At 74.7% G+C, this 12,740-nt stretch carries 12 protein-coding genes and 1 riboswitch; of the genes, 3 read left to right on the forward strand and 9 right to left on the reverse strand.

The annotated features are described in order from the left end of the window. Positions 1-11 precede the first annotated feature (11 nt). From AB0C59_RS27005 to AB0C59_RS27040, 8 genes are all read right to left on the reverse strand, one after another. A complete protein-coding gene (locus tag AB0C59_RS27005) occupies positions 12-1,382 on the reverse strand; it encodes a cobyrinate a,c-diamide synthase (protein ID WP_363008980.1) in 1,371 nt (456 codons plus the stop codon). Continuing rightward, a complete protein-coding gene (gene cobO / locus AB0C59_RS27010; protein WP_363008982.1) occupies positions 1,376-1,975 on the reverse strand; it encodes a cob(I)yrinic acid a,c-diamide adenosyltransferase in 600 nt (199 codons plus the stop codon). The genes AB0C59_RS27005 and cobO overlap by 7 nt, the downstream gene beginning before the upstream one ends. Further along, positions 1,975-3,975 carry a putative cobaltochelatase gene (locus tag AB0C59_RS27015; RefSeq protein WP_363008984.1) on the reverse strand — a complete coding sequence of 667 codons (2,001 nt, stop codon included), beginning with the start codon at positions 3,973-3,975 and terminating at the stop codon, positions 1,975-1,977. Before AB0C59_RS27015 ends, cobO begins: the two co-directional genes overlap by 1 nt. Further along, positions 3,972-4,133, reverse strand: coding sequence for a hypothetical protein (locus AB0C59_RS27020; RefSeq protein WP_363008986.1), 162 nt, complete (start codon positions 4,131-4,133; stop codon positions 3,972-3,974). Before AB0C59_RS27020 ends, AB0C59_RS27015 begins: the two co-directional genes overlap by 4 nt. Continuing rightward, on the reverse strand, positions 4,130-5,650 hold the full coding sequence (locus AB0C59_RS27025; protein ID WP_363008988.1) for a cobyric acid synthase: 1,521 nt from the start codon (positions 5,648-5,650) through the stop codon (positions 4,130-4,132). Before AB0C59_RS27025 ends, AB0C59_RS27020 begins: the two co-directional genes overlap by 4 nt. Continuing rightward, entirely contained in the window at positions 5,647-6,630 is a 984-nt protein-coding gene (locus tag AB0C59_RS27030; protein WP_363008990.1) for a cobalamin biosynthesis protein, read from the reverse strand. Before AB0C59_RS27030 ends, AB0C59_RS27025 begins: the two co-directional genes overlap by 4 nt. 97 nt (positions 6,631-6,727) lie before the next feature. Next, positions 6,728-6,869, reverse strand: a riboswitch (cobalamin riboswitch). 185 nt (positions 6,870-7,054) lie between these two features. Next, positions 7,055-7,270 carry a hypothetical protein gene (locus AB0C59_RS27035; RefSeq protein WP_363008992.1) on the reverse strand — a complete coding sequence of 72 codons (216 nt, stop codon included), beginning with the start codon at positions 7,268-7,270 and terminating at the stop codon, positions 7,055-7,057. 22 nt (positions 7,271-7,292) lie between these two features. Further along, positions 7,293-8,504 (reverse strand): inorganic phosphate transporter, encoded by a 1,212-nt coding sequence (locus AB0C59_RS27040; RefSeq protein ID WP_363008994.1) that lies wholly within the window; start codon positions 8,502-8,504, stop codon positions 7,293-7,295. A gap of 391 nt (positions 8,505-8,895) precedes the next feature. On the opposite strand from AB0C59_RS27040, the gene AB0C59_RS27045 reads away from it, so the two are divergent. From AB0C59_RS27045 to AB0C59_RS27055, 3 genes are all read left to right on the forward strand, one after another. Continuing rightward, positions 8,896-9,600 carry a class II aldolase/adducin family protein gene (locus AB0C59_RS27045; protein ID WP_363008996.1) on the forward strand — a complete coding sequence of 235 codons (705 nt, stop codon included), beginning with the start codon at positions 8,896-8,898 and terminating at the stop codon, positions 9,598-9,600. 55 nt (positions 9,601-9,655) lie between these two features. Next, positions 9,656-10,789 (forward strand): hypothetical protein, encoded by a 1,134-nt coding sequence (locus AB0C59_RS27050; RefSeq protein WP_363008998.1) that lies wholly within the window; start codon positions 9,656-9,658, stop codon positions 10,787-10,789. Positions 10,790-10,888: 99 nt separating this feature from the next. Beyond that, entirely contained in the window at positions 10,889-12,298 is a 1,410-nt protein-coding gene (locus AB0C59_RS27055) for a hypothetical protein (protein ID WP_363009000.1), read from the forward strand. Positions 12,299-12,305: 7 nt separating this feature from the next. Here AB0C59_RS27055 and AB0C59_RS27060 read toward each other — a convergent pair whose 3' ends face one another. Further along, positions 12,306-12,710, reverse strand: a complete 405-nt coding sequence (locus AB0C59_RS27060) for a VOC family protein (protein ID WP_363009002.1) — start codon at positions 12,708-12,710, stop codon at positions 12,306-12,308. Between the last annotated feature and the right edge of the window lie 30 nt (positions 12,711-12,740).

A 12,740-nucleotide genomic window follows, 5' to 3' on the forward strand; every position in this document is an offset into this window, starting at 1 on the left:
CGGCGGGCCGCTCATGAGGTCCGGCACCCGTCCACGAACCGACGGGCCACACCGGGGTCGGCCGCCCAGTGCGTGTGCAGATAGCTCGCGTGCACACCGCGCTCCACGAATCCCTCGACGCGCCGGACCGGCGTCCGCATGCCCCAGGCGGGAGCCGCGCCGGCGCCGGGCTCCACCACGGTCCGGTGGAACTCGTGCCCGCGCATCCGGGTCCCCGCGGGCGCCAGCACGCTGTCCCCGACGGCCACCGCGTCCCGGTAGCCGAGCGTGAGCCGCTCACTCATCCGGGCCCGCGCGTCGAGCACCCCGCACATCGGCCGCCCGTCCAGCTCCCGGCACAGGTACAGCAGCCCCGCACACTCGGCGGCGACGGGAGCCCCGCTCAGCGCGAACGTGGCGACGGCCCGGCGCAGCGGCTCGTTGGCGGACAGCTCGCCGGCGTACATCTCCGGGAACCCGCCCCCGATGACGAGCCCCCGCGTCCCCTCGGGCAGCCGCTCGTCCCGCAGGGGGTCGAACGGCACGACGTCGGCCCCGGCGGCGGTGAGCAGTTCGATGTTCTCGGCGTAGGAGAAGGTGAAGGCGGCCCCACCGGCGACGGCGACCGTCACGGGCGAGGCCGGGTCGGCGACGGCTCCCGTCGCCTCGGCCGCGTCCCACGCCGCGTCCGGCAGGGGACCCGCACCGCGCGCCAGCGCGGCGAGCGCGTCGAGATCGCAGCCGCGCGCCACCTGTGCGGCCATGGCCTCGACGGCCCGCACCGCCTCGCTCTGCCGTTCGGCGACCGGCACCAGCCCGAGATGACGCGACGGCGTCCCCACCGACGGGGTGCGCCGCAGGGCGCCGAGCACCGGCACCCCGGCGGCGTCCAGCGCGTCGCGCAACAGCGCCTCGTGCCGGTCCGACGCGACCTTGTTGAGGATCACGCCCCCCATCCGCACCTGCGGATCCCAGGACGCGAACCCGTGCACCAGCGCGGCCACGGACCGGGACTGCGACGACGCGTCGACCACCAGCACCACCGGCGCCCGCAGCAGCTTCGCCACCTGCGCGGTGGAGGCCAGCTCACCCTGCCCGGCGGCACCGTCGTACAGCCCCATCACGCCCTCGACCACCGCGAGGTCGCAGCCCCGCGCCCCGTGCAGGAACAGCGGAGCGACCAGCTCCGGCCCGCACAGGTACGCGTCGAGATTGCGTCCCGCCCGCCCGGTGGCGAGCGCGTGGTACCCGGGGTCGATGTAGTCCGGCCCGACCTTGTGCGGGGACACGGCGAGCCCCCGCGCGGCGAACGCGGCCATCAGCCCCGTGGCCACGGTGGTCTTGCCGCTTCCGGACGAGGGCGCGGCGATGACCAGCCGGGGCACGGACGGGGAGGTCACCACTCGATGCCTCGCTGGCCCTTCTGGCCCGCGTCCATCGGGTGCTTGACCTTGGACATGTCGGTGACGAGGTCCGCGAAGTCCACGAGCCGGCCGGGCGCGTTCCGCCCGGTGATCACGACATGCTGGGTGCCGGGCCGGTCGCGCAGCACGTCCACGACCTCGTCCGTGTCGATCCACCCCCAGTGCAGGGGGTAGGCGAACTCGTCGAGCACGTACAGCCGGTACGTCTCGGCCGCCAGGTCGCGCTTGACCTGCTCCCAGCCCTCACGGGCCTTCTGCTCGTTGTCCATCTGGTCGTCGCGCTGCACCCACGACCAGCCCTCGCCCATCTTGTGCCAGTCGACGCTTCCGCCCTCGCCGGAGGCGCCCAGCACCCGCAGCGCGTTCTCCTCGCCGACCTTCCACTTCGCCGACTTGACGAACTGGAACACCCCGATCGGCCACCCCTGGTTCCAGGCGCGCAGCGCGAGCCCGAAGGCGGCGGTCGACTTGCCCTTGCCGCCGCCCGTATGGACGACGACCAGCGGACGATTGCGCCGTTGGCGGGTCGTCAGCCCGTCGTCCGGTACGACACTGGGCTGTCCCTGCGGCACTACGCGGCCCTCCTCGACGAGTCCTGCACATTCCTGACCAACCCGGCGATCGAGTCGGCCCGCAACTCCTCCAGCGTCACGGCCGTACCGCCCAGCCGGCCGGCGAGCTCACCCGCGAGCCCGAGCCGCACGGGCCCCGACTCGCAGTCCACGACGACGGACGCGACGTCCTCGGCGGCCAGCAGCCCCGCCGCGCGCCCGGCCAGCGCGACCGGCTCCACGCCCCCGGTGGCCCGCCCGTCCGTCACCACGACCACCAGCGGCCGCCGCGCGGGGTCCCGCAGCCGCTCGATCCGCAGCACCTCGTGCGCCTTGAGCAGCCCGGCGGCAAGCGGCGTGCGCCCGCCCGTGGGCAGTGACTCCAGCCGGGCGGCGGCCGCCTCCACGGACGAGGTGGGCGGCAGCGCGACCTGGGCCTCGCTGCCCCGGAAGGTCACCAGACCCACCTTGTCGCGCCGCTGGTAGGCGTCCAGGAGCAGCGACAGCACGGCACCCTTGACGGCACGCATGCGCTGCCGTGCGGCCATCGACCCGGAGGCGTCCACCACGAACAGCACGAGGTTGCCCTCGCGCCCCTCCCGCGTCGCCTGCCGCAGATCGTCCCGGCGCACCACGAGCCCGGGGCCCGACCGGCCCCGCGCCCGCTGGTGCGGCGCCGCCGCCCGGATGGTCGCCGCCAGGTGCAGCTTGGTGAGGGTGCCCGCGGGGCGCCGCGACCCGGTCGTCCGCCCCTGCTCGGTGCGGGCCCGGGAGCGCCGCCCGGCGGCACCCTCACCGATCCCGGGCACACTCAGGACCTTGGTGCGAAAGGGCTCGGAAGCACCCACGGCCTGCTGCTCACCGGCCCCGGACGGCTGCGGCTGCCCCTCTGGACCCTCACCGTCCTCGGGAAGGGCGGCGGTGTCACCGTCCTGCGGCCCCTGGTCGGGTGACGGCTGCCCGCCGCCCCCGCCGGGCCCGCCGTCGGGGTCCGTCTCGGGCTCGCCGTCGCCGGAGAACTCCTCCAGCGTCTGGTCCAGCTTGTCCTCGTCGAGTCCCGGCGCGTCGAAGGGGTTGCGGCGCCGCCGGTGCGGAAGGGCGAGCAGCGCGGCCTGCCGCACGTCCTCGGCGACCACGTCGGTGCGCCCGGCCCAGGCGGCCAGCGCGGTGGCGGTGCGCGCCATCACGATGTCGGCGCGCATGCCGTCCACCTCGAACGCCGCGCAGGTCGCCGCGATCTGGCGCAGCGCGTCGTCCCCGAGCCGCACGGAGGGCAGCAGGTCGCGCGCCGCCACGATCCGGGCCCGTACGGCGGCCTCCTCGTCGGCCCACCGGGTGGCGAAGCCCGCCGGGTCGTCGTCGTGGGCGAGCCGCCGCCGGACGACCTCCACCCGCTGGTCGGGTTCGCGGGAGGCGGCGACCTCGACGGTCAGCCCGAACCGGTCGAGCAACTGCGGGCGCAGTTCGCCCTCTTCCGGGTTCATGGTGCCGACGAGCAGGAACCGCGCGGCGTGCCGGACGGAGACCTGCTCGCGTTCCACGTAGGAGGCGCCCATGGCGGCGGCGTCGAGCAGGAGGTCGACGAGATGGTCGTGGAGCAGGTTGACCTCGTCGACGTACAGGATGCCCCGGTGGGCGTCGGCCAGCAGGCCCGGCTCGAAGGCCTTCACGCCCTCGGCCAGCGCCCGCTCGATGTCCAGCGCGCCCACGAGCCGGTCCTCCGAGGCGCCGACGGGCAGCTCCACCATGCGGGCCGGGCGGGACTCGTACGCTCCGGGCTCGTGCGGGCCGTCCGGGCAGGCCGGGTCGGGGGAGCCGGGGTCGCAGGAGAACCGGCACCCGGCCACGACGTCCACCTTCGGGAGCAACGCCGACAGGGCCCGCACGGCGGTGCTCTTCGCGGTGCCCTTCTCGCCGCGCACCAGCACACCGCCGACGGCGGGTGACACGGCGTTCAGCAGCAGCGCGAGCCGCAGATCGTCCTGGCCCACCACGGCCGTGAACGGAAACGGGGTACTCACTTCTTCTCGCCCTCCAGTTCGCCTTCGAGCTCCAGATAGGTGGAGCGCAACCGCTCCAGCGTGTTCGCGCCGGGTTCGGCCCGTACGCTCGGGGCACCGCAGGTACGGGCCGCCGGCAGGTCGGTGCGGGTGGCCCGCAGCGGCAGCACGGTGCTCATGCGGGCGCCCCCGGGGGGACGAACGGCAGTCCGCGCGGCGCCCCGGACTCGATGAGCCGCCACAGCGCGTCCGTGTCCGCGTGCTGTTCGATCAGGTCGCCGAGCCGGTCGAGCTGCTCCTCGCGCAGCCGGGCGAACGAGGTGTCGGGGGCCGCGACGAAGCGGCGGCCCGCGGCGGCGGCCACCTCGCGCAGGAAGGCGCGGCGGAAGCCGTCGGACTCCAGCGAGCCGTGCCAGTGCGTGCCCCAGGTCTGGCCGACCCGGCAGCCGTCCAGGAAGGGCTCACCGGCTGTGACGTCGGCGACCCCGTGGTGGATCTCGTACCCCTCGACGTGCTCGCCGAGGGCCTCGCCGACGGGCCGGGTGAGGGTCTTCTCGCTGGCGAACCGCACCCGCACGGGCAGCACCCCGAGCCCGTCCACCCGGCCCTGGCGGCTCTCCACCTCGTCCTCGATGCGCTCCCCGAGGATCTGGAACCCGCCGCAGATCCCGAGGATCGGCCGCCCCTCGGCGGCACGCCGGACGAGGGCTTCGGCCAGGCGCCGTTCGCGCAGCCAGTGCAGTGCCTTGACCGTGCCCCGGGTGCCCGGGACGACGACGAGGTCGGCGTCGGCCAGCTCCTCGGGGCGGTCCACGAACCGCACCACGACGCCGGGTTCGGCGGCGAGGGCGTCCACGTCGGTGAAGTTGGACATCAGGGGGATCGCGCACACCGCGACCCGCAGCACGTCCTCGCCGACGGGGTCGGCCACCCGCGACTCGCGGACGGCGCCGCGCAGGGACACCCGCAGCCCGTCCTCCTCGTCGATGCCCAGGCCGTGCTGGAAGGGCAGGACGCCGTAGGTGGGCCGCCCGGTGAGCCCGTGCAGCATGTCGAGCCCGGGCTCCAGCAGCGAGACGTCCCCGCGGAACTTGTTGACCAGGAACCCGGCGACGAGTTCCTGGTCCTCGGGGGAGAGCAGGGCGACCGTGCCGAAGAAGGAGGCGAAGACGCCGCCGCGGTCGATGTCGCCGACGACGACCACGGGGAGCCGCGCGTTGCGGGCGATCCCCATGTTCACGATGTCGGTCCGCCGCAGGTTGATCTCGGCGGGACTGCCCGCCCCTTCGCAGATCACCGCGTCATACGTGCCCCGCAACGAGGCGAGGCAGTCCAGGACGGTGCCGAGGAGCGCCTCCTGCCGTCCGCCGTGGTAGCCGCGCGCGGTCAGCTCGCCCACCGGCTTGCCCATGAGGACGACCTGGCTGCTGCGGTCGCCGCCCGGCTTGAGCAGCACCGGGTTCATCAGCGCGGTGGGCTCGACGCGGCAGGCCTGCGCCTGCATCGCCTGGGCCCGGCCGATCTCGGCGCCCTCGCGGGTGACGAAGGAGTTGAGGGACATGTTCTGCGCCTTGAAGGGCGCGACCTTGACCCCCTGCCGTACCAGCCAGCGGCAGATGCCCGCCGTCACGACGCTCTTGCCCGCGTCGGAGGTGGTGCCCGCGACCAGCAGCCCCCCGCCGTTCCCCCCGCTCATCCCGTACGCCCCTTCGACCGCGCTGTCCTCGTCACCGCTGTTCCCCTCCCTCTCGCCGTGATCGCACGGGCCGCGACGCCCGTGCCGAGCGCGAGCAGCCCGATCCGGCGGGACAGCCGTACGGCCCGGCCGATGTCGCCGGTGGTCACGGCCCGTCCACCCGGGTTGAGCACGGACCGATGCTCGACCCGGCCCTGGTAGGAGAGCGTTCCACCGAGCCGCAGGCCCAACGCTCCCGCGAAGGACGCCTCGACGGGCCCGGCGTTGGGGCTCGGGTGCCGGTGCGCGTCGGAGCGCCAGGCATGCAGCGCGCCGCGGGGGTCCGGGCCGGCGGCGGCGGCCAGTACGGCGGTGAGCCGGGCGCCCGGCCAGCCGGCGACGTCGTCCAGCCGGGCGGCGGCCCAGCCGAACCGCCGGTGGCGGAGCGACCGGTGGCCGACCATCGCGTCGAGGGTGTTCACGGCACGGAACCCGAGAAGGCCGGGCACCCCGGCCACCGCGCCCCACACCAGGGCGCCCACCACCGCGTCGGAGGTGTTCTCCGCGACGGACTCCACCACCGCCCGCGCCAGGGCGTCGGCGTCGAGGGCCTGCGGGTCGCGTCCGCACAGATGCGGCAGCCGCGTGCGGGCCGCCTCGATGTCGCCGCGTTCGAGGGCGTCGCCGACGGCGCGGGCCTCGCGGGCGAGCGAGGTCCCCCCGAGGACCGCCCAGGTGGCGGTGGCGGTGAGGGCGATCGACCCGGCGCGGGAGGAGCGCAGGGCGGACGAGGCGAGCGCGGCGAGGGACACGGTGCCGCCCACGCAGAGGGCGGTGTGCAGTGCGCCCCAGCCGCGGTGATCCCGCCACAGGGTCCGCTCCAGGGCCGAGGCGGCCCGCCCGAACGCGGCGACCGGATGCCCGCGGCGGGGATCGCCCAGCAGCCGGTCACCGAGGAGGCCGAGGCCCGCGCCGTACGCGAAGACGCGATCGGCACCCACCGGCTCAGCCGGCCACGGGGGAGGGCGGGACCCGGTCGCTGAACCTCAACAGGCAGCCGCGCATGGCGATATGTCCTCACTCAGGGTGTCCGCGCCCTGGTACGACGAGAGCGGCGGCGAGAGTTCCTGGCTCCCGGGGACCGCTCCCCGGTGACAGTGGCGGGACCGCGCCGGATTCGCACCGGCTTCCTCTTCTGCCGCCGTAATGGCTCCGGCAGTCCACCACGCGCCCGGAACACCCGTCAACCTGCTCCTGACCTGCGCTGCAGGGGTGTGCCGCGCCCCACATGGCTGACGTGCCGTCAGTCACCGGGATCGGACGGTTCCCGGCCCCGGCACGACGAAGTCCCCGCGGGGATCACGGGGATCGCCGCGGGGACCTCGTCCCACGTGTCCGGGGCCCGGGACGCCGGGTCCGCGGGTGTCAGGCCACGATCAGGAAGATGCCGTAGCCGACCGCCGCCGCGCAGGCCGCGAAGCAGGCGTAGGCGCCGGTGGCCGCGAGGGCGGCGGTGCCGCCGTCGGCCGATTCCTTCTTCGTCAGGCCCACGACGCCCAGGGTGAACAGGGCGACGAGGGCCACGGTGATCCCGAGGCTGGCGCCGAAGACGGAGCCGAGAGCCGACCAGTCGATCTTCATGAGGGGTGCTTCCTTAGCCGTCTCAGGCCGTCTTGGCTGCGGGTACGGGCTCGACCGGGGCCGTCTCGACCAGGCCCGCCGGCGGCGGGATCACCGCGGCGATGGCGGTGGTGACGACACCCGCGGGCTCCGTGTCGACGTCGTTGACGTTGTTCACGGTGACCGGCTTGCGGCGGGCCAGGGCCCAGATGACCCCGGCGCCGGCGATCAGCAGCACACCGGTGGCGACCGTGCCCCAGGTGCCCTGCTTGGTGAGGAGTTCGGCGCCCGCGCCGACCAGTCCGGCGGCCGGGAGCGTGAGGCACCAGGCGACGAGCATCCGGGTCGCGGTGGACCAGCGGACGACGCCGCCCTTGCGGCCGAGGCCGGCACCCATGACGGCGCCGGAGCAGACCTGGGTGGTGGACAGGGAGAAGCCGATGTGCGAGGAGGCGAGGATCGCGGTCGCCGCACTGGTCTGGGCGGCGAAGCCCTGCTGCGGGGCCAGGTCGGTCAGGCCCTTGCCGAGGGTGCGGATGATGCGCCAGCCGCCCAGGTAGGTGCCGAGCGCGATGGCGACACCGGCGGAGACGATGACCCAGGTGGGAGGGTTCGAACCGGGCGCGATGACACCGCCGGTGACGAGGGCCAGGGTGATGACGCCCATCGTCTTCTGCGCGTCGTTGGTGCCGTGGGCCAGGGAGACCAGACCGGCGGAGGCGATCGAGCCGAAGCGGTACCCCTTGGCGGTGGCCTTGTCGTCGGCGCGGCGGCCGATGGCGTAGGACAGGCGCGTGGCCAGCAGCGAGGCGAGTCCGGCCACGAGCGGCGCGGCCACCGCCGGGATCAGGACCTTCGTGACGATCGTCGAACCGTTGACAGCGGACCAGCCGGCCGAGGCGACCGCGGCGCCGATGAGGCCGCCGAACAGCGCGTGGGAGGAGCTGGAGGGCAGGCCCAGGAGCCAGGTCAGCAGGTTCCAGAGGATGGCGCCGACCAGAGCCGCGAAGATCACCTCGACCCGGATGCCCTGTTCGTTGATGATGCCGCCGGAGATCGTCTTGGCGACCTCCACGGAGAGGAAGGCGCCCACGAGGTTCAGCGTGGCGGACATCGCCACTGCCGTCTTGGGCCTCAGGGCGCCGGTCGAGATGGTGGTGGCCATCGCGTTGGCTGTGTCGTGGAAACCGTTCGTGAAGTCGAACACGAGAGCGGTGACGATCACGATTCCAAGGAGGAGCGTGATGTGTTCCATTTACCCAAGCTTCTCTGGGAGGTCAGTGGCTCGTGGAACGTAGGCAACCTGAGTGAACGGAAGATGAACTGAGACGGGCTTGGTGGTGTACTCGCCGAGAGGTTGTCCGGCCGGCGACCGAGGGCCGGAGGCGGCCGGATTGTCGAACTGAGGCGGAATTCCGGGCTCCGGAGCCCTTTGCCCGATCTACGACCGCCTTCCCGGGTGCCCCCTCGGTAGCCCCGAAGGGGCGCCGAAGAGACGTTGGTCACTTCCTCGCGACGCGGGGCAACCCCCGTGCGATCGCCTGGATGTGGCGTGCATTTATGCCTTTATGTCCGTTTGTGCACGCATCCCTCGATCCGCGCCGCGCCCCCTGTCTCCGATGGCGGCCCCCTGGAAGGATCGCGGCATGACGGAGCAGCGACACGACAAACAGGACGGAGCGGACATGGGGGGCGACGCGGAGCTGGACCGCGCGTGGGGCGATCTCGTCGCCACCGCTCGCCGGACCGTGGCCGAGCAGCTGGTCGTCGGCACCTCGGGCAACGTGTCCGTGCGCGTCGGCGACACCGTGCTGGTCACCCCCACGGGGGTGCCCTACGACCGGCTGACACCGCGGGACATGGTCGCGGTCGCCCTCGACGGCCGTCAGGTGCTCGGCTCGCTGCGCCCCACGAGCGAACTGCCGATGCACCTCGCGGTCTACCGCACGACCGGGGCGCGCGCCGTCGTCCACACCCACGCCGTCCACGCGACGGCCGTCTCCACCCTGGTGCGGGAACTGCCGCTGATCCACTACGTGGCCGCCGCCCTCGGCGGCCCGGTCCGCGTCGCCCCCTACGCGACCTACGGCACACCGGAGTTGGCGGACCACATGCTCCAGGCGCTGGACGGCCGCACCGCCTGCCTCCTCCAGAACCACGGCACCCTCGCCCACGGCTCCTCGCTCGCCCAGGCCTACGACCGCACGGCGCAGCTGGAGTGGATGTGCCGGGTCTGGCTCACCGCCTCGTCGGTGCCGGGACTGTCCCCGGCCCTGCTCACCCCCGACCAGCTGGCACAGGCGGGGGAGCGGCTGCGGGGGTACGGGCAGAGCGGCGGCCCGGGGGCGTGACACCGCCGGCCGTCGCCCACTGGCCGGGGCCGGGCTCCGCCGGGAGACTGGACGGGTGCGCACTGTCAAAGCGGCGGCCGCAGCCGTCACCGTAGCCCTCGCGGCGGGCGCGGCCGGTATCGCCGCGGGCCGCTTCGCCAGCGACGCCGCCCTCAGGACCGTCCCCGGGCGCCCGCTGCCCACGCAGCCCCGCCTGACCGTGCACTCCCTGGCCGCCGGCCGGATCACGCTCACCCGCGACCTGGCGTCCCTGCGCCCCGGTGTGTACGGCCTGACCGGGAACGGCTCGCACGCCGTCGTCGGGCCGGTCCTGGGCACCGCCCCGCACAGCGCCGACACCGTCGTACGCCGCCTGGAGCGGGTGACCCACGGCACGCTCGACCCCGGCGACCGGGCCTGGCTCACCCCCACCCTGCACATCGGCGACCCGTCCTCCGCCCTCGGGCTCGAACACGCCGACGTCGACGTGCCCGGCGAACTCGGCTCCCTGCCCGCCTGGTTCGTGCCGGGGGTCCGCGACACCTGGGTGATCACGGTGCACGGGCTCGGCACCACCCGGGAGCACCCCATGAACGTCATGGGGTTCCTGCACCGCCACCGCTTCCCCGTCCTCGACCTCGCCTACCGGGGCGACCTCGGGGCGCCCAGGCCCCCCGACGGCCTGAACCACCTCGGCGAGCGGGAGTGGCGCGACGTGGACGCCGCCATCCGCTACGCCGTGCGCTACGGCGCCAGGAACGTCGTCCTGCACGGCTGGTCCACCGGCGCCACCATGGCGCTGCGCGCGGCCACCCACTCGGCGCTGCGCGAGCGGATCCGCGGGCTCGTCCTGGACTCGCCGGTGCTCGACTGGGAGGCGACCCTGCGCGCCCTCGCCGCGGCCCATCACACCCCCGGCCCGCTGCTGCCGCTCGCCGTGCGCGCCGCCCAGGGCCGCACCGGGCTGCGTCCGCACGGCGACCACCCGCACACCGCCGTCGACCCGGCCCGCCTCCGGATTCCGGTCCTGGCCTTCCACGGCCCCGACGACACGATCGCCCCCTGGGGTCCCACACGCCGTCTCGCCGAGGCCCGCAAGGGCATGGTCACGCTGAGGACCGTGCCGCACGCCTCGCACGGTGCCATGTGGAACGTGGACCCCGGCGCCTACGAAGAAGCCATGCGGCGCTTCCTGACCCCGCTGATGTGACGGGCGCCCCGACCGTCGATCCGGCTCCCGCCCGGCCCTCCGACCGCCCCCCTGGCATTCCGTTTGGGATTTCGGACCGTCAACCGGAAGACTGCACCCGTGACGTCCCGTACCCCGCGCGACTCCAGGCTCCGACTCGTCCGCCCGCGGCCCCTGGCCGCCGCCCCCCAAGAGGTGGCCCAGCAGCGTACGCGCCGCCCCGCGCCCCGCCCGCCCGAGGGCACACCCCCGCCCGCGGAACTGGCGGCGATGGCCCGCGCCCGGCTGGCGGGCGCGGCCCGTGTCGGCCACTGGGCGGGCGCCTCGCTGCGGCCGGGCCGCGACGGCGCGACCGCGGACGGCACGGGCACCCTCTCCGACGCCACCGCCGAACGCGCCGCCGCCGACCTCGGCCTGAGGACCGCTCAGGTGCGCGCCGACTGGGACACCGCCCGCCTCGCCGGCCTGGTCGAGGTGCACGGGGACAGCGCGCGGCCCGGCTGGCGGCTGCGCGCCTGGCACCGCGACGACTCCGCCGTGCTGCGCGGCTGGGTCGCCCTGTTCGACGCCTGGTCGCTCGCCTGCCCCGAACCCGCCGACCGCGAGCACGCCGCCGTCGCCGAGGTCGTCTCGGGCATGCCCCAGGTGCTCTCCTTCCTTCAGCTGTCCGCCGGGCCCGTCCCCGTCGAGCAGCTTCTCGACCTCCTCACGCAGCGCGTCACCGAGCTGCGCACCGAACGCTGCGAGGTCCCCTACGGGCCCGGCCCCGCCCCCGTCCAGGCGCCGGCGCGCGTCGCCGCCGAGGGCGCCGACCTCGCCCCGCTGCTCGACTGGGCCCTGGAAGCGCTCGCCTACGTCGGCGCCCTGACCTGCGCCGACGGCCAGGCCACCCTCACCCCGCTGGGCAGCTGGGCGGTCTGGGTCAAACTGGAGCAGATCTGCGTCGCGGCCCAGAGCCCCGCCGGGAACATCGAGCAGAACGCGGAGGCGATGCTGCGCGGCTGCGCCCAGCTGCGCCCGAACGCGGCCCGCGCCGAGTACCGGGCGTGGCTGGCCGCCCGCACGGTCGGCGGGGCCGTCACCGAACTGCTCGCCGCCGCCCGTGGTGAGGACGCCCTGCTGCGCGGCCTGGCCTTCGAGGCGCTGCGCGTGGTGGGAGCCCCCGCCGAACCCGAGGTGCGCGCCGTCGCGGACGAGACCCCGCTGCGCCCCTACGCCCTGCTGTGGCTCGCCGAGTACGAGGGCACCGACCCCGAGGACGCCCCCGCGGTGCTGACCCGCGAGGAGGCGACCTGGCTGTGGGTGGACACGGCCGCCGCGGTCACCGACCACGGAGAGGCCCCGCTGCTCGTCCGCCACCTGGAGTCCGCCGTGCAGGCCACCGTGCCCGCGCTCCTGGACGAGGTGCGCGCGGTCGGCCACCCCCGCACCGTGCAGGTCCTGGTCGCGCTCGCCGCCGCCCACCCGGACCCGGCGCTCGCCAGGGCCGTGCGCCGCGCGGCGTTCCAGGTCCACACCGGGGGCAGCTGAGCCCGGCTCAGAGCGCCGTCTCGGGCGCGTACGTGCCGAAGCTCCAGATGTTGCCCTCGGCGTCCCGGGCCATGTAGTCCCGCGAGCCGTGCGGCTGGTCCGTCGGGGGCACCAGGATGTCCGCGCCGTGCTCCACGGCCCGCTGGTGGTGCGCGTCGACGTCGTCCACGACGATGTACACCCCGCAGGGCCCCGCCCCCCGCATGGCCTCGGCGAAGACGCCGGCCCGGCCCTTCGAGCCGAGCATCACCGCTCCGTTGCCCTGCGCCAGCTCCGCGTGCAGCACCGAGCCGTCCTCGCCCTCGTACACCGACAGCTCGGTGAAGCCGAAGGCCTCCGTCAGCTCTCTGATCGCCGCCTTCGCGTCCGTGTACAGCAGCGTCGGATAGATGCTCGGCCGCCCGCCGTCCATGCCCGCCACCTCGACCACTCCCTTCGGTGT

The organism is Streptomyces sp. NPDC048664 (genome assembly GCF_040650555.1).
Classification (GTDB): domain Bacteria; phylum Actinomycetota; class Actinomycetes; order Streptomycetales; family Streptomycetaceae; genus Streptomyces.

Bases quoted from the DNA above. Each gene is read 5' to 3' on its own strand.
- AB0C59_RS27020 (WP_363008986.1), bottom strand. From the start codon at position 4,133: ATGAGCACCGTGCTGCCGCTGCGGGCCACCCGCACCGACCTGCCGGCG.
- AB0C59_RS27025 (WP_363008988.1), bottom strand. From the start codon at position 5,650: ATGAGCGGGGGGAACGGCGGGGGGCTGCTGGTCGCGGGCACCACCTCC.
- AB0C59_RS27035 (WP_363008992.1), bottom strand. From the start codon at position 7,270: ATGAAGATCGACTGGTCGGCTCTCGGCTCCGTCTTCGGCGCCAGCCTC.
- AB0C59_RS27040 (WP_363008994.1), bottom strand. From the start codon at position 8,504: ATGGAACACATCACGCTCCTCCTTGGAATCGTGATCGTCACCGCTCTC.
- AB0C59_RS27045 (WP_363008996.1), top strand. From the start codon at position 8,896: ATGACGGAGCAGCGACACGACAAACAGGACGGAGCGGACATGGGGGGC.
- AB0C59_RS27060 (WP_363009002.1), bottom strand. From the start codon at position 12,710: ATGGACGGCGGGCGGCCGAGCATCTATCCGACGCTGCTGTACACGGAC.